This window comes from Nocardia sp. CDC159, from assembly GCF_023740735.1.
GTDB classification, from domain to species: domain Bacteria; phylum Actinomycetota; class Actinomycetes; order Mycobacteriales; family Mycobacteriaceae; genus Nocardia; species Nocardia pulmonis.
Genome location: NZ_JAMRXH010000009.1, coordinates 1 through 20,476, shown reverse-complemented (window position 1 = coordinate 20,476; position 20,476 = coordinate 1). Strand labels below are relative to the sequence as shown.

18 protein-coding genes are annotated in these 20,476 nt (G+C 69.5%); 11 read left to right on the top strand and 7 right to left on the bottom strand.

Annotation, left to right across the window (positions count from 1 at the left end):
• Window positions 1–127 precede the first annotated feature (127 nt).
• From NDR87_RS20340 to NDR87_RS20330, 3 genes are all read right to left on the bottom strand, one after another.
• On the bottom strand, window positions 128–982 hold the full coding sequence (locus tag NDR87_RS20340; protein WP_251914606.1) for a mechanosensitive ion channel family protein: 855 nt from the start codon (window positions 980–982) through the stop codon (window positions 128–130).
• Window positions 983–1,182: 200 nt separating this feature from the next.
• The gene (prfB, locus tag NDR87_RS20335; protein WP_251914605.1) at window positions 1,183–2,301 is read right to left on the bottom strand and encodes a peptide chain release factor 2; all 1,119 of its coding nucleotides are present in this window, start codon (window positions 2,299–2,301) and stop codon (window positions 1,183–1,185) included.
• 62 nt (window positions 2,302–2,363) lie between these two features.
• Window positions 2,364–3,221, bottom strand: a complete 858-nt coding sequence (locus tag NDR87_RS20330) for a helix-turn-helix transcriptional regulator (RefSeq protein ID WP_251914604.1) — start codon at window positions 3,219–3,221, stop codon at window positions 2,364–2,366.
• A gap of 144 nt (window positions 3,222–3,365) precedes the next feature.
• On the opposite strand from NDR87_RS20330, the gene NDR87_RS20325 reads away from it, so the two are divergent.
• From NDR87_RS20325 to NDR87_RS20305, 5 genes are all read left to right on the top strand, one after another.
• A complete protein-coding gene (locus NDR87_RS20325) occupies window positions 3,366–3,956 on the top strand; it encodes an NADPH-dependent FMN reductase (RefSeq protein WP_251914603.1) in 591 nt (196 codons plus the stop codon).
• A 96-nt stretch (window positions 3,957–4,052) separates the two neighbouring features.
• Entirely contained in the window at window positions 4,053–4,313 is a 261-nt protein-coding gene (locus tag NDR87_RS20320; protein ID WP_251914602.1) for a hypothetical protein, read from the top strand.
• 316 nt (window positions 4,314–4,629) lie between these two features.
• On the top strand, window positions 4,630–5,415 hold the full coding sequence (locus NDR87_RS20315) for an inositol monophosphatase family protein (RefSeq protein WP_251914601.1): 786 nt from the start codon (window positions 4,630–4,632) through the stop codon (window positions 5,413–5,415).
• Between the two features lie 580 nt (window positions 5,416–5,995).
• On the top strand, window positions 5,996–7,387 hold the full coding sequence (locus NDR87_RS20310) for an acyl-CoA dehydrogenase family protein (RefSeq protein ID WP_372494238.1): 1,392 nt from the start codon (window positions 5,996–5,998) through the stop codon (window positions 7,385–7,387).
• Between the two features lie 25 nt (window positions 7,388–7,412).
• Window positions 7,413–8,651: an acyl-CoA dehydrogenase family protein gene (locus NDR87_RS20305; protein WP_251914599.1), complete on the top strand. Its 1,239-nt coding sequence runs from the start codon at window positions 7,413–7,415 to the stop codon at window positions 8,649–8,651.
• A gap of 54 nt (window positions 8,652–8,705) precedes the next feature.
• Here NDR87_RS20305 and NDR87_RS20300 read toward each other — a convergent pair whose 3' ends face one another.
• On the bottom strand, window positions 8,706–9,326 hold the full coding sequence (locus tag NDR87_RS20300) for a class I SAM-dependent methyltransferase (RefSeq protein ID WP_251914598.1): 621 nt from the start codon (window positions 9,324–9,326) through the stop codon (window positions 8,706–8,708).
• A 71-nt stretch (window positions 9,327–9,397) separates the two neighbouring features.
• On the opposite strand from NDR87_RS20300, the gene NDR87_RS20295 reads away from it, so the two are divergent.
• Window positions 9,398–9,820: a MerR family transcriptional regulator gene (locus NDR87_RS20295; RefSeq protein WP_251914597.1), complete on the top strand. Its 423-nt coding sequence runs from the start codon at window positions 9,398–9,400 to the stop codon at window positions 9,818–9,820.
• Between the two features lie 17 nt (window positions 9,821–9,837).
• On the opposite strand, the gene NDR87_RS20290 is transcribed toward NDR87_RS20295, so the two are convergent.
• Together NDR87_RS20290 and NDR87_RS20285 are read right to left on the bottom strand one after the other, a co-directional pair.
• Window positions 9,838–10,278 carry a hypothetical protein gene (locus NDR87_RS20290; protein ID WP_251914596.1) on the bottom strand — a complete coding sequence of 147 codons (441 nt, stop codon included), beginning with the start codon at window positions 10,276–10,278 and terminating at the stop codon, window positions 9,838–9,840.
• 221 nt (window positions 10,279–10,499) lie between these two features.
• Window positions 10,500–12,479: a BTAD domain-containing putative transcriptional regulator gene (locus tag NDR87_RS20285; protein WP_251914595.1), complete on the bottom strand. Its 1,980-nt coding sequence runs from the start codon at window positions 12,477–12,479 to the stop codon at window positions 10,500–10,502.
• Between the two features lie 51 nt (window positions 12,480–12,530).
• Here NDR87_RS20285 and NDR87_RS20280 point away from each other — a divergent pair, with 51 nt between their 5' ends.
• The 5 genes from NDR87_RS20280 to NDR87_RS20260 all read left to right on the top strand — a co-directional run bounded on the left by NDR87_RS20280 (window position 12,531) and on the right by NDR87_RS20260 (window position 19,201).
• The gene (locus NDR87_RS20280; protein WP_251914594.1) at window positions 12,531–13,412 is read left to right on the top strand and encodes an alpha/beta fold hydrolase; all 882 of its coding nucleotides are present in this window, start codon (window positions 12,531–12,533) and stop codon (window positions 13,410–13,412) included.
• A 111-nt stretch (window positions 13,413–13,523) separates the two neighbouring features.
• A complete protein-coding gene (locus NDR87_RS20275; RefSeq protein ID WP_251914593.1) occupies window positions 13,524–15,176 on the top strand; it encodes an acyl-CoA synthetase in 1,653 nt (550 codons plus the stop codon).
• 144 nt (window positions 15,177–15,320) lie between these two features.
• Window positions 15,321–16,979 carry an acyl-CoA synthetase gene (locus tag NDR87_RS20270; protein ID WP_251914592.1) on the top strand — a complete coding sequence of 553 codons (1,659 nt, stop codon included), beginning with the start codon at window positions 15,321–15,323 and terminating at the stop codon, window positions 16,977–16,979.
• Between the two features lie 64 nt (window positions 16,980–17,043).
• Window positions 17,044–17,628: a hypothetical protein gene (locus NDR87_RS20265; RefSeq protein WP_251914591.1), complete on the top strand. Its 585-nt coding sequence runs from the start codon at window positions 17,044–17,046 to the stop codon at window positions 17,626–17,628.
• A gap of 106 nt (window positions 17,629–17,734) precedes the next feature.
• On the top strand, window positions 17,735–19,201 hold the full coding sequence (locus NDR87_RS20260) for a PepSY domain-containing protein (RefSeq protein WP_308212119.1): 1,467 nt from the start codon (window positions 17,735–17,737) through the stop codon (window positions 19,199–19,201).
• A 10-nt stretch (window positions 19,202–19,211) separates the two neighbouring features.
• Here the strand turns inward: NDR87_RS20260 and NDR87_RS20255 are convergent, their stop codons facing one another.
• On the bottom strand, window positions 19,212–20,306 hold the full coding sequence (locus NDR87_RS20255) for a GGDEF domain-containing protein (protein ID WP_251914590.1): 1,095 nt from the start codon (window positions 20,304–20,306) through the stop codon (window positions 19,212–19,214).
• Window positions 20,307–20,476 lie beyond the last annotated feature (170 nt).

Below are 20,476 nucleotides of genomic sequence, written 5' to 3'. Positions count from 1 at the left end.
CGTATTCACCGATGTCGTAATGATATTCGCGATCGGCGAGAAGCCCTCGTGCTGCGGCGTAGTCGGCTTGACGAATATGTACAGCACAAATGTGACGACCCAGACGGCAATCAGGATCGCCGTCGACCTACGCGTTTTCACTCATTCCCTCCCGGCGCAACGCCGCGGCCACCCGTACCCGCAGCTCGCGCCCAACCTCGAACTGCTTGCCCGGCAATGTGCGAGCAACCATCCTGATGTTCATCTGATCGACTGTGAGGTCCTCGAGACCCATGACCGTGGGCTCGTCCAGCAGCAGCGATTTCAGCCTGCCGTCCTGGAACGCCTTGGCACCGACCTGGTGCAGGATCTCGTTGACCTTGGTGATGTCGGCGGTCGCGGGTACCGGAACGTCGATCGCGGCGCGGGCCCAATCCTTCGACAGATTGGTGACTTTCACGATCTGGCCGTTCGGCACCGTGATCACCTCACCGTCGGCGTTGCGCAGGGTGGTGATTCGCAACGTGACGTCCTCCACCGTACCTTCGGCGGGGTCGGGCTGTCCGGTGACTGCGATGCGAACCACATCACCGAATCCGTACTGCCGTTCGGTGATGAGGAAGAACCCGGCCAGCAGGTCCTGCACCACGCGCTGGGCGCCGAAACCGAGGGCGGCGCCGAGCACCGCGGCGGGCGCGACCAGGCCACCGATGGTGAAACCGAAGCGCTTCAACACTTCCAGACCGAACAGGAAGTACACGATGGACAGCAGCACCCAGGTGACCACCTGCGCCAGCGCGTGCCGATGCTTGGCCGCCTCCGAGCGGACCAGCGAATCGCTGCTCTGGAACCCGGCGTCGATCTTGCGGGTGATCCGGTCGCGCACGTAGGTCGCGAAGCGACTGAACAGCATCGCGCCGACGACGTAGAGCACGACCTCGAGCCCGTTGCCGCGCAGCCAGGTGAGGATGCCGCCGTCGTTGGCGGCGAGCAGACCGTTCATCGGCGCACCCGCCCCGGCGCCTGGTAGGTACCGCCCGGAATCGTTCTGCCGCCGAAATACACATCGGACAGGCTACTACGCCGACCCCCTGGACCACACGTTGTGATAGTCCCGTGATCGGCGGCGTGGCGACCGTGCGAAACCGCTGAAAACCATTGCATGGGGTGGTCGTACCCGATATATCTGGTGGTTTACCGGAATTACTGTTCGGCGCCCTGTCGCATGCGCCACCGGATTCCCTCTTCGATGAAGCTGTCGATTTCGCCGTCGAGCACCGCGGTGGGGTTGTTGACCTCGTAGTTGGTGCGCAGATCCTTCACCATCTGGTACGGGTGCAGCACGTAGGAGCGCATCTGGTTGCCCCAGGACGCGCCCTCGGTGGTCTTGAGCGCGTCCAGTTCGGCGCGCTCCTCCTGCCGCTTGCGCTCGAGCAGCTTGGCCTGCAGCACGCGCATGGCCGACACCTTGTTCTGCAGCTGCGACTTCTCGTTCTGGCAGGTCACCACGATGCCGGTCGGGATGTGGGTGAGCCGCACCGCGGAGTCGGTGGTGTTGACACTCTGCCCGCCCGGGCCCGAGGAGCGGTACACGTCGACGCGGACCTCGGATTCGGGGATGTCGATGTGGTCGGTCTGCTCGACCACCGGCAGCACCTCGACCTCGGCGAAGGAGGTCTGGCGGCGGCCCTGGTTGTCGAAGGGGCTGATGCGGACCAGGCGGTGGGTACCCATCTCGACCGAGAGGGTGCCGTAGGCGTAGGGAACCTTGACGGCGAAGGTCGCGCTCTTGATCCCGGCCTCCTCCGCGTAGGAGGTGTCGTAGATCTCGACCGGATACTTGTGCCGCTCGGCCCAGCGGACGTACATGCGCATCAACATCTGCGCCCAGTCGGCGGCGTCCACGCCACCCGCGCCGGAGCGGATGTTGACCAGCGCCTCGCGCTTGTCGTACTCGCCCGACAGCAGCGTGCGCACCTCCATCGCCTCGACATCGGCATGCAGGGCGGCACGCTCGGCGTCGGCCTCGGCCAGCGCCGCGGCGCGAGCGTCGCCCTCCTCGCCCTCGGCCAGTTCGTAGAGGACCGGCAGATCCTCGAGGCGCTGGCGCAGCTCGGTGACGCGGCGCAATTCGCCCTGGGCGTGCGACAGTTCGCTGGTGACCTGCTGCGCGTGCTCCTGGTTGTTCCACAGGTCCGGGTCCGCGGCCTGCTGTTCGAGTTCATCGATTCGGCGGCGCAGCTCGTCGATGTCCAGCACCGACTCGACGGTCTTGAGCGTGGTGTCGAGTTCGGCGAGATCAGCGGAAACGTCAGGATGCACGATGCTCCAATCTACCGGGCGGCCGGGGCTGCGGTGAAATACGACAAGCCCGGGCCGGGCGGTCAGCCGGAGACGGCGCGCAGGCCGCCGGGGTGGCGACCGATCAGGCGATCGAGGGCGGCGGCGGTCGCCTCGTCGGCGGGCAGGTGCGCCAGGATGTACTGATCGTCGTCGGCGGACAGCTCGAGTCGCTCGTAGGCCAGGCGCAGCGGGCCGACCTCTGGATGGTTCATCCGCACAATGCCGTTGGTGTCGGGCAGGCCCGGAATTCGCGCCAGGCGGTCGGTGAATTCGGCGCCGGCGAGCAGGCTCAGCTCGTCGATCAGCGCGGTGACCACGGGATCGGAGCGGTAGGGGCCCTGTTTGAGGGTGGCGATCGTCTTGTCCGCCTGGTGCTCCCAGTCCGGGTAGGCGGTGCGGGCGCGCGGATCGGTGAACAGGTAGCGCGGGAAGTTGGCGGGCAGACCGTCGTCGAGCTGACCGGTCGGGCCCATCACCCGGCGATAGCCGTCGGTGCAGGCCAGCGCCTCACCCAACCGGTTGAACACGGCCGCGGGGGCGGGTTCGAGCTGGTCCAGGACCGCTTGCACGACCGGGCGCACCTCCCGGTTGGGGCGTGGGGAACCGATGCAGCTGAAGCCGGGGTCCGCGCCCTTGGCCAGGTAGTGCAGGTGCACGCGCTGGGACGGGGTCATCGACAGCGCGTCGGCCAGGGCGGACAGCACGGCGGCGGAGGGGTGGCGGTCGCGGCCCTGTTCGAGGCGGGTCAGATATTCGACGCTGACTCCCGCCAGGGTCGCCAGCTCCGCGCGGCGCAGGCCCGGGGTGCGGCGGCGGGGGCCGGTGGGCAGGCCGACCTGGGCCGGGGTGACCGACTCGCGCAGTGTGCGCAGGTACAGCCCCATCTCGTTGTCCGACACCTGTCGAACGTACCCGGCGGACCCGGGGCGAGGGTGGCCCTGGCACTACCACTCTCGGCGCGGGCTCCCTGCGGGGCCGGCGGCGCACCAGAGTCGAGTTCGAGCGATCGCACCGATCGCCGAATTCGATCAAGGAGAGCGGAAATGTCCAGCAGCACATTGCGACTCGCGGTCGTCATCGCCAGTGTCCGGGAGGGCCGGTTCGGGCCGGTGGTGGCGAGGTGGTTCGCGGATCAGGCGCGCCTGCACGGCGGATTCGAGGTCGATGTGATCGATCTGGCCGAGGCGACGCTGCCCACGGAGCTGCCCGCGGTCCCGCTGATGGCCGCGCCGGATCCGGCGCGTCCGGCGGGCATGGTGGAGCTGACCCGGCGGCTGGGGCTGGCCGACGCCGTCGTGATCGTGACGCCCGATATCAATCGCAGCTATCCGGCATCGGTGAAGACGGCCATCGACTGGCATTACGCGGAGTGGGACCGCAAGGTTGTGGGCTTCGTCGGTTACGGCGGCGGCAGCGGCGGGCTGTACGCGATCGGGCATCTGCGCGAGGTGTTGAACGAACTCAACGCGCATACCGTGCGCGACTACGTGTCGTTCCCGCGCTACTTCGAACTGTTCGACGAGGAGGGGAAGCCGCACGAGCCCGCCGGGCCCGAGGCCGCGGCGGTCGCGATGCTCGATCAGCTGCGGTGGTGGGCCGCGGCGGTGGCCCAGGCGCGGGCCGGGGTGATGTGAGGTTCCGCCCCTCAGGACCTGCTCAGATTTTGCGGCTACCCTGACGACCGTCTTCGGTTAACCGAAAAAAGCAGGTCCCGAGGGAACAGGAGTGTCATGGGATATACGGCCGAGCAGCGGCAAGGAGCATGGCTCGAGGCGATCTCGGTGGTCGAGGCCCTGCGCGCGGGCGACAAGCCCCTCGCCCGTCAGGTGCTGACCACCAGCCCCCACCCCGGCCCGGTCCTGGACGGGTTACTGCGGCTCACCTCGGTGCTGCTGCACAGCCTGCCGCCGGGGCAGGTGGACAGCCTGCTGACGGTCGCGTATCGATCCGCGCCTCCCCCACCGATTCCGCACCCACCGCAGTTGCCGTAACCCTTCGCTTCGCTCAGGGACAGGGGGAAGACGGCTCAGGGACATGGAGAGGGGCACTCAGGACATGGAGAAGCGCGGCGACATGGGAAGAACGCACGGGGGCATGCGGAAGGCGCGGGGACTACGGCAGGCACGGGGACATACGGCAGACACGCGGACATACGGCAGACACGCGGACATACGGCAGACACGGGGACACGGCAGGCACGGGGACGTGGGGAAGGCACTCGTGGACTTGAAGACGACTGCCGGGGCGTGGCTGGGCGGGAGCCCCACCCCGTTCCCTGAGCGCAGCGAAGGGTTTTAAGGTGGGCGGGTGACCGAGCATTCCCGTGATCTCGAACTGGCTTTGCGGTTGGCCGATGAGGCCGATGCGATTACTCGTGCTCGGTTTGGGGCGCTCGATTTGCGGGTGGACAGTAAGCCGGATCTCACGCCGGTGTCGGATGCTGATCTGGCGGTGGAGAAGGCGCTGCGGGGGGTTTTGGAGCGGGAGCGGGGTGGGGATGCCGTGCTGGGCGAGGAATTCGGGGGGGCGGCGGAGTTCGCGGGGCGGCAGTGGGTGATCGATCCGATCGACGGGACGAAGAACTTCGTGCGCGGGGTGCCGGTGTGGGCGTCGCTGATCGCATTGCTCGTGGACGGGGTACCGGTGGTGGGGGTGGTGAGCGCTCCGGCGCTGACTCGGCGGTGGTGGGCCGCGACGGGGGCGGGGGCGTGGACTCGCTTCGAATCCGGGGCGCCGCGGGAGATTTCGGTCTCGGCCGTGGGCGAGCTGGGCTCGGCCAGTCTGGCCATCTCGAGCCTGTCCGGGTGGCGGGATCTCGGGCTGCGCGATCGGCTGGTCGCCCTCACCGACGAGGTGTGGCGCACCCGCGGGTACGGCGACTTCTTCAGTTACTGCCTGCTCGCCGAGGGCGCGGTGGATATCGCCAGCGAACCCGAGGTGTCGCTGTGGGATCTGGCCCCGCTCGATGTGCTGGTGCGGGAGGCCGGTGGCCGGTTCACGGCGCTCGACGGCACGGCGGGCCCGCATGGCGGCAGCGCGGTCGCCACGAACGGGCTGCTCCACGACGTGGTCCTGGCGCGCCTGCGCCCCTGAGCAGCGGGCGAGATCAGCCGAGACGCCGCAGCCCGGGCCACAGCTCCGACCAGGGCGCGCGCGGCGTGCAGCTCACCCGCCATCCAGCCCGCGCAGGCCACCACGGCGACCGCCGCCGCGATCGCCGGAATCCGCAGCAGCACCAGCGAATTCGGATCGATCGCCGCCATCGCCCGGGCGAGCAGCGGCACCAGCGGCGGCTGGTCGGCATAGCCCCAGTCGAGACGTCTGCCCGCGGCGAGAAAGTACAGCTCGTCACGGTGATAGCCGTAGCGGTCGGCGAAGACGGCCAGCACGGAGGCGAACACCGCGGCGACCCAGTACATCCAATAGCTCCTCGAGGCTCCGCGGCGGGCGGCCGCGCCCACCCCCGACGCTATCGGCCCCGGGCTCCGACCGGTGCCCTTTATGCCCGCGAATAGTCGGCTGTACCGCGCACAGCCCAGGTCAACCTGCGATTTGCCGGTTTCGCGATCACCCGTTGTACGCTGGCGCTCGACGGCGTTCTTACTCTGGAGTAAGATAGACTTACTCGACAGTAAGATGCTGGGACCCGATCACCCAACACCCGAGAAGACTGGTGATTATGAGCACTCGAGACACCGCAACGAAGCGACGTCCGGATTCCGCCGTGGGCCTGAATCCGCAGAAGCGCGACTGGATGGGCGCGGCCATGCGGGTCATGACGACCATCACCGGGTCGGAGCTCGCCGAGAAGTACAAGCTGCGCAAGCCCATCGAACGGATCACCTACGAGGGCACCAAGACCGGTTTCCGCACCCTCGGTGCGGCCACCCGGGCGTTCAGCAAGGTCACCGGGGGCGGCAAGCCGAAGCGGCTGCCCGCCAACGAGTCTCGGACCAAGGACTACTTCGACCTCACCCCCACCGACGATCAGAAGATGATCGTCGAGACGGTGCGCGAGTTCGCCGAGGAGATCCTGCGCCCGGCCGCCTACGACGCCGACAACGCGGCCAAGGCCCCGCGCGATCTGCTCGAGCGCGCCGCCGAGCTGGGCATCACGCTGATCAACGTGCCCGAGGAGCTCGAGGGTGCGGCCACCGAGCGGGGCGCGGTCACCAACGCCCTGGTCGCCGAGGCCCTCGCGCACGGCGATATGGGTCTGGCGCTGCCGATTCTGGCGCCCTCGGGTGTGGCGGTCGCCCTGTCGCAGTGGGGTACCGACGCCCAGCAGAAGACCTATCTCGGCGCCTTCACCGGTGAGAACGTCCCGCAGTCCTCGGTCGTGCTCGCCGAGCCGCGGGCGCTGTTCGATCCGTTCGCGTTGCAGACCAAGGCCACCCGCTCGCCGAGCGGCTACCGCCTCAACGGTGTCAAGAGCCTGGTTCCGGCCGCGGGCGACGCCGAGCTGTTCATCGTCGGCGCCGAACTCGACGGCCGCCCGGCGCTTTTCATCGTCGAATCCGACACCCCCGGCGTGATCATCGAGGCCGATCCGAGTATGGGCCTGCGCGCCGCGGGTCTGGGCCGGTTGATCCTGGACAATGTCGCGGTCTCCACCGACGCCCTGCTCGGCGACGGCGATGCCGCGCAGCATGCCGAGGACTACGCCGACGCGGTGCGGCTGGCCCGGCTGGGCTGGGCCTCGCTGGCCGTCGGCACCGGGCAGGCCGTGCTGGACTACGTGATTCCGTATGTGAAGGAGCGCGAGGCGTTCGGTGAGCCGATCGCGCATCGCCAGGCGGTGGCCTTCATGGTCGCCAATATCGCGATCGAGCTGGACGGCCTGCGGCTGATCACGCTACGCGGCGCCTCCCGGGCGGAACAGGGTCTGTCCTTCGCCCGCGAGGCCGCGCTGGCCAAGAAGTTCGCCACCGACAAGGGCATGCAGATCGGCCTGGACGGCGTGCAATTACTCGGCGGCCACGGTTTCACCAAGGAGCACCCGGTCGAGCGCTGGTACCGCGATCTGCGGGCCATCGGCGTGGCCGAGGGCATCGTTCTGGTCTGACCCGACTTCACTCACGGAGACTTTCATGATCAATCTCGAACTCCCCAAGAAGCTGCGGGCCAGCGCCAATCAGGCCCACCAGGTCGCGTCGGAGATCTTCCGCCCGATCTCGCGCAAATACGACCTCGGCGAACACGAGTACCCGGTCGAGCTGGACACCATGGCCGCCATGGTCGAGGGCCTGGCCGACTCCGGCGCACAGGACGTATCCGGTGCGACCGGCGGCCGTAAGGCCAAGGAGAACGGCGCCGAGCCCGACGCGCACGCCACCGAGCTGCTCGGAAACTCCAACGGCGGCAATATGTCCGCGCTGCTGAACGCCCTGGAGACCTCCTGGGGCGACGTCGGCCTGATGCTGTCGATTCCCTATCAGGGCCTGGGCAATGCCGCGATCGCCGCGGTCGCCACCGACGAGCAGCTGGCCCGCTTCGGCAAGGTGTGGGCCGCCATGGCCATCACCGAACCGTCGTTCGGTTCCGACTCCGCGGCCGTATCCACCACCGCGGTGCTCGACGGTGACGAGTGGGTGCTCAATGGCACCAAGATCTTCGTGACCGCGGGCTCGCGTGCCACCCACATCGTGGTGTGGGCGACGGTCGACAAGACCAAGGGCCGCGCCGCCATCAAGTCGTTCGTGGTGCCGCGGGATGCCAAGGGCCTCACCGTCGCTCGCCTCGAGCACAAGCTGGGCATCAAGGCCTCCGACACCGCCGAACTGCGCCTCGAGGACTGCCGGATTCCGAAGGACAACATCCTCGGCAGCCCGGAGGTCAACGTGGAGAAGGGTTTTGCCGGGGTCATGCAGACCTTCGACAACACCCGCCCGCTGGTGGCCGCCATGGCCGTCGGTGTCGGCCGCGCCGCCCTCGAGGAACTGCGCAAGATCCTCTCCGGCGCCGGTGTCGAGATCGACTACGACAAGCCCGCCAACGACCAACACGCCGCCGCCGCGGAATTCCTTCGCCTGGAAGCCGATTGGGAGGCCGCCTACCTGCTGTCGCTGCGCGCCGCCTGGATGGCCGACAACAAGAAGCCCAACTCCCTGGAAGCCTCCATGTCCAAGGCCAAGGCCGGTCGCATGGGCACCGACGTCACCCTCAAGGCCGTCGAACTGGCCGGAACCATCGGCTACTCCCAGCGCACGCTGCTGGAGAAGTGGGGCCGCGATTCGAAGATCCTCGACATCTTCGAGGGCACCCAGCAGATCCAGCAGCTCATCGTCGCCCGGCGGGTGCTGGGGCTGTCGAGTGACAAGCTGAAGTAACAAGGGGCACAACGGGAAACCGGTGCGGGTCCAGATGGGACTCGCACCGGTTTCTCAGTTCAGCGGGCGGCGGGCCTGGACGACCCAGATGGCGTAGCGGCCCAGGTCGTGGTGGTCGATGTGCACGTCGGTGAAGGCGGCGGCGCGGCACTGGTCGGCGAAGGAGTGGGCCTGGGGTTCGGTCCAGCCGTGGCTGGACAGGCCCGTGGCGTGGGGGAGGGTGGCGCGTTCGACGGCGAGGAAGCGGCCGCCGGGGGTGAGGATGCGGTGGGCCTCGGTGAGGCCGGAGGTGACGTCGGGCCAGTGGTGGATCGTGGCGATCGCCCAGGCGATCGTCGCGGTGGCGTCGTCCAGTGGGAGGTTCTCCGCGGTTCCGGGTGTCCAGCGAATTCGCTTGCCGTGCACCAGGGTTCGGGCCAGGCGGAGCATGGCGGGTGCGGGTTCTACGCCGGTTACGCGGGCGCCGTGGCGGGCGGCGGCGGCGACCGCGGCGCCGGAGCCGCAGCCGATGTCGACGACGTGGTCGGACGGGGTGACGGCGGCCAGGTCGGCGATCGCGCGGGCGCGGCCCCGCCCGGCCAGGAACATGTACAGGCCCAGGGCCGTTCCCAGCGGGCCGGAGAAGCCGCGGTGGTCGGCGTGATGGTTGACCGGGAGGGGGTGCGGTGCGTTCATGGCGAATCCCTTTCTGCGATGGGTCCTTCGCCAGCTTGGCGGTTCAAGCCGGGTTGAGGTCAAATGCGGAAATGGATCTGATTTCGATCGGAGAGGCGGCGGCCCGGCTCGGGCTGGCGGCCTCGGCGCTGCGGTACTACGACGAACGCGGACTGGTGCGGCCCAGCGGGCGCCGGGGCGGGAAGCGGATGTACGGGCCGGAGCAGTTGCGGCGGCTGGCCTTCGTCAAACTCGCGCAGAGCCTGGGGCTGTCACTGGAGACGGCCGCGGCCGTCCTCGACGCACCCGGTCCGCAATGGCGCGAGCTCCTCGACCGGCAGGTCGAGGAGCTCGACGAGATCATCGCCCGGGCGCGGCTCGCCCAGCGCTTCCTCACGCACGCGCGCAACTGCCCCGCCGAACATCCGGCCCAGGAGTGCCCCACGATGACCGCCGGGCTCGACCAGCTCCTGGCGGGTACTCCGATCACGGATCTGCTCACCGAAAACGGTTAGCGTCGCCGCCGGTCGAATCAGGGCACCAGCAGATACCACTCGGCGAACGTCCCCCGGATCGGCCAGCTGACCGCCATGACCTTGCCCGGCCCCGATCCGACCCACAGGTCCACGGTGACGGTGTCGCCCGGCGCCGCGCCCGCCTCGACGTACACATCCTGGGTGTGCAGACCCGCCGAACCCACCCAGCCCAGCTTCACCTGATTGCCGCACCGCCCGCCGAGGTAGCCGCGCGGTGTCACATGTGCCAGGACGTGGCCGGGCAGATGCGGGGTCGCCTCCAGAGCCAGATCGATCGCTCCGGCACACAGATTCGCGTTGCCGAAGGTGTAGAGCGTGGTGCCGATCGTGGTGAACTGCGGCAGCGGATCGGCTTGCGCCGGGGTCGCCGCCATTCCGGACAGCAGCACCGCGGTAACCGCCGACACCAATCCCGCCAACACACGCCGCGCCCTCATCAGATCGATATCCTTTCCCACATAACGACATTCGCGACCGGCACCCGATCGGCCCGGTGCTCGCAAGAGACCCCCGGCACCGGTGCGGCGGGGGTGTGCGATGGTCAGCGTACTGAAACGGCTTGCGCGCGTGGGGTTGTTAAGGCGCGGCTAAACACGTCATGACGTGCGGTGATGGCCGATTGATATACCTTGTGACCCAAGACATCCGAGGTCGCCGACTATTCGAGGGCGCTCTCGATGGCGGTGAGCCAGCGCCGGACCGGTCCCACCGTGACCAGCCCGCTGCCCGCCGCGCACTCCCCCGCGGCGGGCAGCAGTCGAGTGTGGGCTCGCCGCAGCACCGTTCGCTCCCCGGCCGCCAGCGCGGCGGCCGCCTCGAGGCAGGTGAGCGCCTCGTACATCAGATCGGCCGGGGGTTCGGCGAGGGCGCGCAGTGCCGCGCCCGCCTCGGCGATCCGGCCCTCGCCCAGCAGGGCGAAGGGTTCGCCCCAGGGCCGGTAGGGTCCCCAATCTTGTTGCAGGTCAACGTGTTCGGCCGCTTCGAGGGCGGAGCCGGACGGGTCCGACAGCCGCACGCACAGCAGCGCCAGAGGCAGCAGACCACGCTCCACACCGGGCATGCCCGCGCCGACGAGCCGCGCTGCCGCGTTTCGGTAGGCGAGTTCGGCCGCGCCCGAGCGACCGGTGGCGGCCGTACGCAGCGCGCGATACCACTCGGTGAAGACGGTGGTCAGCGGCCGCTCGTCGCGCTCGGCGAGCCGGTCCGCGGCGGCGGCGTGCCGGTCGGCCGTGGCGTAGTCCGCGAGCGCGCCGCGGGCCTGGACGCGGATCAGGTGGCCGAGGATCTCGAAGGTCGGCAGATCGTGCCGGGCGGCCAATTCGACCAGCTCCGCGCCAATCTCGTCGCGGCGGGCCGCGTATCCGGCGCGGGTGCACGACTGCATGAAGGTGCCGTTGAGCGCGAAGGCGAGCAGTGCGGGCTCGTCGAGGCGGCGGGCGATCTCCTCGGCCTGCCGGGCGGCCCGCGGTCCGCGTGGTGACCGGCTGCCGCGCGTCTCCAGGGCGATGGTGGCGAGCAGGCGGCAGCGGACCGCGTCGCGCGAGCGGTCCGCCGGTAACGCCGCGAGGGTGCGCTCGGCGGCGGCGACGATACGCCCGGCCTGCACCGGATCGTCGCTGCGGGTCCAGATCGCGGGGACGTCGTAGGCCCCGATCACCCGTGCGGTCAGCTCGGGATCGCCGAACTCCTCGGCGGCCGCGATGGCGGCCGGGCGCTGTTCACGGGCCGCCTCGAGACCGCCGCCTCCGGTGACCGCGAGATCGCGCAGCAGGCCGACGGTCGAATCCAAACGCGCCCGGGCACCGGCGGAGACGACGCGGTCGTAGGCCGCCGCGGTCGCGTTCCACACCCGCGCCGCCGCCGTCTGCGGAACGGGCGGATCCAGGCGTGGATCGTGCGCGAGGATATCGGCCTCCAGTCGGCGCAGCCGCGGACCGGGATCGAGTCCGAGCCGATCGGCCAGCGCGGCCCGGGCGCGGCGCAGCATCTCGAGCGCATCGGCTTGCCGCCCGGCGCGATACAGCGCCAACGCGAGCAGTTCCCAGGCCGATTCCCGTTCCGGCCGCGTGCGCACGTGCTCGTCCAGATCCGGTATCGCCGCGGCCGCCGCGCCCAGCGTCAGCCGGGCCTCGGCCTGCCGCTCGATCGCCTGCGCGCGCAGCTCCGCCAGCCGGGAGCGCTCGGCCCGCAACCAATCCGCCGGTGCCAGTTCGGCATACGACGGACCGCGCCACCGACCCAGGGCTCGCTCGGTCAGCTCCAGCGCCCGCGCGGGCGGCAGGTCGGCCGCGGCGCGCACCTCGGCCTCGAAGCGCCAGGCGTCCACGGCATCCGGTGCGGCGCGCAGCGCGTAGCCGGGCCCCTCGGTGACCAGCAACCGGGCCGGGGCGCGGCGCGGGCGATCCGGCTCCAGCACCCGGCGCAGATCGGCGACGAAGGTCTGCACCGCACCGACCGCACCGGTCGGCGGCTCCTCCCACAGGTCCGCCACCAGCCGCGCGACCGGAACCACGCGTCGGCGAGCAACGATCAACCGGGCCAGCACCGCCCGATGCCGGGGACCGCGCAGGCCGAGCGCGGCGCCGTCGCCACCCCGGGCCGTGACCGGCCCGAGCACACCGAAGGCGATCTCGTCCACGCCGCCACGCTACTGATCGAACGCTGATTCGGGCGCGGCAGAGTCGCCGCCATGAACACACCGACCATCCCCGGCTTCGATTACCGTCGTGTCGAAGTCGCCGAGCAGGTCGCGCTCACGGCGGCCGTCGGCGGCACGGGCCGTCCGATCGTGTTGCTGCACGGCTTCCCGCAGACCCATCTGATGTGGCGACACGTCGCCGCCGATCTGGCGGCCGACCATACGGTGATCTGTCCGGACCTGCGCGGTTACGGTGCGAGCGACAAACCCGCCGCGAACGACGACGACGTCTACGCCAAACGCACCATGGCCGCCGATATCGTCGCGCTGGCCCGCGCGCTGGGCCACGAGCGCTTCGCCCTGGCCGGGCACGACCGCGGCGCCCATGTCGCCTTCCGCGCCGGACTCGACCACCCCGAGCTCGTCACGCACCTGGCCTGCCTGGACATCCTGCCGACCCTGGACATGTGGGACGTCATGCACGGCACGAGCGCGGCCGTGGGCTTCCATCTGTATCTCATGGCGCAGCCGCCCGGCCTGCCCGAGGAAATGATCGCCGCCGCGCCGGACGCCTTCTTCGGGTACTTCCTCGACACCTGGTCCCGCGACCCCGGGGCGATACCCGACGAGATCCGCGCCGCCTATCTGCGGGCGTCCCGGGCGGCGGTGCCCTCGATCGTCGCCGACTACCGCGCCTCGGCCACGATCGATGTCGAACACGATCGGGTCGACCGCGCCGCCGGAAACCGGCTGCCCATGCCGGTCACCGTCGTCGCGCAGGACTGGGGTGCGGCACTGGGATTCGACGCGGCGGCGCGGTGGCGTGACTGGGCCGCCGACCTCGACCACACGACGGTCACCTGCGGCCACTTCATGGCCGAGGAGGAGCCGGAGCGAATCGCCGCGGTGCTGCGCGAACTGCTTCGGCGCTGAACCGATTTGACCGATTTTGTGTATCCGGGGTCACACTCGACTGTTACCGTCCACAGCATGCGGCCGGGTGCGTACGGCCGCGCGGCAGTACGGTGCACGGAGGTAGTCGAGATGGTGTCGGTCCTGAACGATGTGCGGCGCAAGGTCGTTCACGCGGCGGAGGCCGTGCGGGGGCTGGATGTATTGCGGCAGCGCGCCTTCATCGATCTGGCCAAGCCCGGGGAGACGCTGCGGACCGCCCGGGAGGTCAAGGTGCTCGGCCCGCAGGCGACCATGGTGCGGCACGCCGCACGGGTCTGGCCGCAGCGGGTGGCGCTGATCGATGAGCGCGGCAGCATGACCTACCGCGAGCTCGACGAGCAGTCGACCGCCCTGGCGCGTGGGCTGCACGATATGGGCATCGCGCCCGGCGCGGTGATCGGGATTCTGGCGCGCGACCATCGCGGGCTGCTGCTGTCGATGGTCGCGGCCGGCAAGCTCGGGGTCCGACTGGCCCTGATGAACACCGGCTTCGCCAAACCGCAGTTCGCCGAGGTGTGCCAGCGCGAGCAGGTGCGGGCCGTCCTGCACGACAGCGAATTCGTCGGTCTGCTCGACGCGCTGCCCGCGGACCTGCCGCGGGTGCTGACCTGGGTCGACGAGGATGCCGAGGGGCCCGGCGGCGCGATCACCCTCGACGATCTGATCGCCGCCAATCCCACCGACGAGCTGCCGCTGCCCGAGAAGCCGGGCGGCTTCATCATTCTCACCAGCGGCACCACCGGCCTGCCCAAGGGCGCACCCCGCACGACCGTATCGCCGCTGTCGACCGCGCAGGTCATCGATCGCATCCCGTTCCCGCGCCAGGGCACGATGATGATCGTCTCGCCGATCTTCCACAGCACCGGCCTGGCCACCTGGCTGGTGGGCGCGGGCTACGGCAATACCGTCGTGCTGACCCGCCGCTTCGACGCCGAGCGCACGCTGCGACTGCTGGCCGAGCATCGCGCCGAGATGCTGGTCGCGGTGCCGACCATGCTGCATCGCCTGGTCGAGCTGGGCCCGGAGATCCACACGAAATACGACCTGTCCGCGCTGAAGGCGATCGTGCTGGCCGGTTCGGCGCTCTCCCCGGAGCTGACCCTCCGCGCGACCAAGGCGTTCGGACATGTGCTCTACAACCTCTACGGCTCCACCGAATGCGCGGTCGCGACGGTCGCCACGCCGCGGGACCTGGCCCGGGCGCCGGGCTCGGCGGGCCGCGCGCCGGTCACCTGTGAGGTCGCGCTGTTCGACGAGCAGGACCGACGCATCCACGACAAGAACGTCCCGGGCCGCATCTTCATCCGCTCCGGCGCGCCCTTCGAGGGCTACACCGATGGACGACACAAGCAGATCATCGACGGCTACATGTCCTCCGGCGACGTCGGGCACTTCGACGATTACGGGCTGCTGTTCGTCGACGGCCGCGACGACGACATGATCGTCTCCGGCGGTGAGAACGTCTTCCCGCAGGAGGTCGAGAATCTGCTGCTGCAACGGCCGGATGTCTGCGATGTCGCGGTGGTCGGCGTCGATGACACCGAATTCGGCAAGCGGCTGCGGGCGTTCATCGTGCCCGAGCCCGGCGTCACACCCGACGCCGAGGAGATCAAGGGCTACGTCAAGGCCAACCTGGCCCGCTACAAGGTGCCCCGCGACGTGTTCTTCCTGGAGGAACTCCCCCGCAACGCCACGGGCAAGCTGCTGCGCCGGGAGCTGGTGGAGTATCGCGCATCACACTGACGGCAACCGGTCGGTTATACCGCTACTGTCGGTTACAGAGACGCTGACCACAGCTCGACGCGGTGCTTGCTAGGGTTAGCGCTGCACTGGCTCTCGATGTTGCGGTCCGCCAGTCACCGGGCGGTATCGCGGAAGGTTGTACCTATGTCAGCTGTCCTTCCGTCAGCAAGCACTGCGCTCCGCAAGGCCGGAGATCTCGCGCTGAGCGTGAACGCCATGCGCAAGCGTGGCCTGTTCAATCCGCTGCGTCCGGATCATGCGGTGCGCTCGGCGCTCAATGTCGGCAAGTTCGGGCCGTTTGCCGGGGTGCTGCTGCATGCCGCGCAGGTCACCCCGGACGCACCGGCGCTGCTGGACGAGCGTGGCGAGCTGACCTTCGGCGAGGTCGACGCCCTGTCCAACCGGCTGGCGCGCGGCCTGGCGGCACGGGGTCTGCGGCAGGGCGATGTGGTGGCGCTGCTGGCCCGCGATCATCGCGGCATGGTGCTGTCGTTGGCCGCGACCGGCAAACTCGGCGTGCGCGCGGTGTTGATGAACACCGGCTTCGCCAAGCCGCAGTTCGCCGATGTGGCCAAGCGCGAGCAGGTCAAGGCGGTGCTGCACGACAGCGAGTTCGGCGAGTTGATGAGCGCGATCCCGGCCGCTATTCCACGCATCCTCACCTGGGTGGACGAGCAGGACGGTGTCGATCCGGCGACCCCGACGCTGGATTCGCTGATGGCCGGGCAGTCCGCCGCCCCGGTGCCCGCGCCGGAGAAGCCGGGCGGAATGGTCATCCTCACCAGCGGCACCACCGGCACCCCGAAGGGCGCGCCGCGGGAGAAGGTGAGCCCGTTCATCTCGGCCCAGTTCCTGGACCGGATCCCGCTGCCGCGCAACGGCTCCATGGTGGTCGCCGCACCGGTCTTCCACGCCACCGGCCTGTCGCAGTTCACCCTCGGCCTGGCGCTGGGCAATCGGATGATCTTCCAGCAGCGCCGCTTCGACCCGGAGAAGACGCTGGCCAATATCGCGCAGCACAAGGCGACCTCGCTGGTCGTGGTGCCGACCATGCTGCAGCGCATGCTCGACCTGCCGCCCGAGACGCTGGCGAAATACGATGTCTCGTCGCTGCGGATGATCTTCGCCGCGGGCTCGGCCATTCCGCCGGACGTGGTCACTCGCAGCCTCGACTACTTCGGCGATGTGCTCTACAACGTCTACGGCTCCACCGAATGCGCCATCATCACCGTCGCCACCCCGGAGGACCTGCGCCAGGCCCCGAGCACCGCGGGCAGGCCGCCGGTCGGCATCCGCCTTGCGCTCTACGACGAGAACCGCAAGCCCATCACCCGGCCGAATGTGACCGGCACGATCTTCATCTCCAACGCGCACGCGTTCAAGGCCTACACCGACGGCCGCACCAAGGAGACCGTGGACGGCATGATGTCCTCCGGCGATGTGGGGCATTTCGACGAGAACGGGCTGCTGTTCATCGACGGCCGCGACGACGACATGATCGTCTCCGGCGGTGAGAACGTCTTCCCGCAGGAGGTCGAACATCTCATCGCCAACCGGCACGACGTGCTGGAGGCCGCGGTGGTCGGCGTGGACGACAAGGACTTCGGAAAGCGTCTGCGCGCCTTCGTCGTTCCCGGGCCGGACTCCGGCCGCGACGCCCAGGAGATCAAGGACTACGTCAAGGCCAACCTCGCCCGCTACAAGGTGCCGCGCGAGGTGATCTTCCTGGACGAGTTGCCGCGCAACGCGACCGGGAAACTGCTGCGCAAGCCGCTGGTGGAAATGGAAGTGTCCACCGACTGATTCCATTCGGAATCATGTTCGGAACGCCGGAATTACGCTGTAAACCGTCGGCTATCATCAGCGCGTGAACATCCGATCCGGCCGGGCCCCGGCCCGTGGCCCGGTGGCGGCGCAGGCGCGTCGCACTGCCGTGGCGCGGTTGCGCGGGGCAGCGGCCGGATCGGTGTCGGGCGCGCTGTCGGTGGCGGCGCACGGCTGGGCCTCGGGCGGAATGCCGCTGCAGACCAGCACTCTGACGCTGCTGATCGCCGGTGCGACCGTGGTCGGGACGCTGGTATCCAGCCTCGGCGCGCTGCGCGGCACCGCGGCCGGTCTGGTCGCGGCCCTGTTCGGCGGGCAACTGCTCGGCCACAGCGCGATGTCGATCGGCATGATGCACATGCCCCATGTCGAATCGCTGTGGACCCCGGCCATGCTGGGCGCCCATCTGCTGGCCGCGGTGGGCGCGGCGATCGTGATCCTCGGCGCGGAGGGCGCCTACCGGATCGGCACCGCGGTTTTGACCCGGGTGCTGCCGGGCCTGCTGCGCGCCCCGGCCATCGCGGGGCCGACGCTGCCCCGTAGCGCCCACCGCGACCGCGTCATCCTGCGCATCCTCGCCGCCGATACCCGTCGCACCCGCGCTCCCCCGCTCCTCGTTCGAGTCTGACTACACCCCAACACCCTTAGATACGAACGACTTTCGTACCGCACCCGGAATGCCACCGCCGGCATCCGGGTCCGCTAGGGGTGCCCTCGAACAGGAGCACCACCCCGTGAGCATCACCGATGATCCGGTTGCCGACCCGACGTCGCAGCCGTCGCCGGAGTCGTCCGGCACACCGAAACCCCCAGCCCGCAATGCCTTCCAGGCCCTGGCCATGCGGCTGCATTTCTACGCGGGCGTCTTCGTGGCGCCGTTCGTCCTGATCGCGGCGCTGACCGGCGCGCTGTACGCGATCTCGCCCACCATCGAAGCGATCGTCAATCGCGATCTGCTGCATGTCGATTCGACCGGACCCGCCCGGCCGCTGTCGGAGCAGATCGCCGCGGCCGTCGCGGTCCAGCCGAATCTCACCCTGGCCGCGGTGGCCCCGGCCCAGGACGCGGGCGATACCACCAGGATCATCTTCTCCGATCCGTCGCTCGGAGAGTCCGAGCGCCGGGCGGTCTTCGTGGATCCGGCGACCGCGCGGCCCGTCGGATCCAGCGTGGTGTACGGCAGTTCGGGGGCGCTGCCGATGCGCACCTGGATCGACGTGCTGCACAGGGATCTACACCTCGGCGAGCCCGGGCGACTCTACAGCGAACTGGCCGCATCGTGGCTGTGGATCATCGCGCTGGCCGGACTGGTGCTGTGGTGGCGGCGGGTGCGCTCGCGCCGGGAACGCCGCTCGGCCGGCTGGCTGCTGCGGCCCGACCGTTCCCGGGCCGGACGCAGCCGGACGCTGAATTGGCATGGGGCCGTGGGCATATGGGTGCTGCTTCCGGCGCTGTTCCTGTCCGCGACCGGGATGACGTGGTCGACCTACGCGGGCGAGAACATCGAGGCGGTGCGCAAACAGCTGAGCTGGATGACACCGGCGGTGTCCACGGCGCTGCCCGGCGCGGCCGGGCCCGCGCTGCCCGCGGGCGGGGATCACGCCGAGCACGGCGGCGGTCACCAGCCGGGCGCACCGGTGCCGACGGATCGAGCCGCGCAGGCGGACAAGGTCTTCGCGGTGGCGCGCGGGCACGGCGTGGAGGGTCCGCTGGAGATCTCGATTCCCACCGGGGACGGGGTGGCCTTCGTGGCGAAGGAGCGCCGCCTGCCCGGCGTGTGGACCCAGGACTCGATAGCGGTCGACGGTGCCACCGGCGATGTCGTCGACGTGCTGCGCTATGCCGATTGGCCGCTGATGGCGCAGCTCACCAGCTGGGGTATCGCCTTGCATATGGGCATGCTGTTCGGCCTGGCGAACCAGGTGCTGCTGCTGATCACCATGATCGCGCTGATCACGGTGATCATCCGGGGCTACCTGATGTGGTGGCGACGGCGGCCGACCAGATCCGGCGGACTCGCCTTCGGCAAGCCGCCGCGGCGCGGCACGCTGCGGCGCACGCCGATCCTGCTCGCGCTGCCGCTGGTCGCGCTCGCCGCACTGGTGGGCTGGTTCGCACCCCTGGTCGGGCTCAGCCTGCTGGGCTTTTTGGCGGTCGACGTCGTCGTGGGGCTGGTGCGGCGCCGCCGGGCCGCGGCCTGACCATCGGGCCTCACACCACCGGGGAAGCGACCTCGCCGTGGTCCTGCTCGACCGCGTTGCCACCGCGCTGTTTCGCCCGATACATCGCGGCGTCGGCGCGGTTGACGATCTCGGCGAGGACGCGGCGCGCGGAATCGCCGCGCGCGGAATCGATATCGGTCAGCGCGACGCCGATGCTGGCGGTCACGGCGTTCGGGCTGGTCGAGTCGGCGATGGCGCGGCGCAGGCGCTCCGCGGCGGCGTATCCGTCCGCCGCGCAGAGCCTGCCGAGCACCGCGAACTCCTCACCGCCGGTGCGGGCGATCAGGGTTCGCGCGGGCGCGACGGCGCGCAGTGCGTCGGCGGTGTGCCGCAGTACCTCGTCGCCCGCGCCGTGCCCGGCGCGATCGTTGACGGCCTTGAAGCGGTCCAGGTCGATCACGATGGCACACAACGGGGTTCGATCCCCGCGCGCGATCATCGCGGCCGAGTGGAATTGCATTCCGCGCCGGGTCCACAGCTTGGTCAGGGGGTCGGACAGCAGGTCGGTCCACAGCAGCCAGAAATTGAACTGCATCCCCGGGAGCATCACGACATTGATGACCACCGCCATCACCATCACCGCGACGGCGAAGATCGCCCGCTCCCCCGCCAGCAATGGCATCGCCGTACCGATGACACATGCGATGGACCAGGCCGCGTGCGCGGTGAGCACCTTGGCGTTGTGCAGGAAGACGCAGTAGACGCCCGCGATGGTCAGCAGGAAGTAACCGGTCGCCTTGCTCATGGCATCGGCGCTCACCAGGCAGACCGCCCCGATGATCAGATCCGAGCAGGCCAGCACGACCGTGGACTCGATCCGGCCCGGCCACGGCCGGAACAGCCAGCGCACGAACCACCAGAGCGCCGCCACCGCGCAGATCAGGGCCGCCACCCGCACCTCGGGACGTTCCGTCCCGGCGGCGGAGAAGGCGATCGACACCATCGCCACGGCCCCGACGGCCCCGCCCGAGCAGACGACCGCCCGCATCGCCGCGAGCACGGAGTGCGCCGCGATCGTCTTCACCAGCAGATGTTGTCGACCCTCGTCGGTCCACCAGGAGCGAATCAGTTTTCGATAAACCATGCGATAACCCCCTGAGAGCAGCGGGACGCCGGAATTCCATCGACTAGGGCGTGTCCTGTAAGTCATCGCAGCCAGAGGATGATGGCGGCGATGGTGAGTTCGGCCTGGTAGTAGGCGGCGCGTTTGGCGTAGCGGGTGGCCAGCTCCCGGAATTGTTTGAGCCGGTTGAA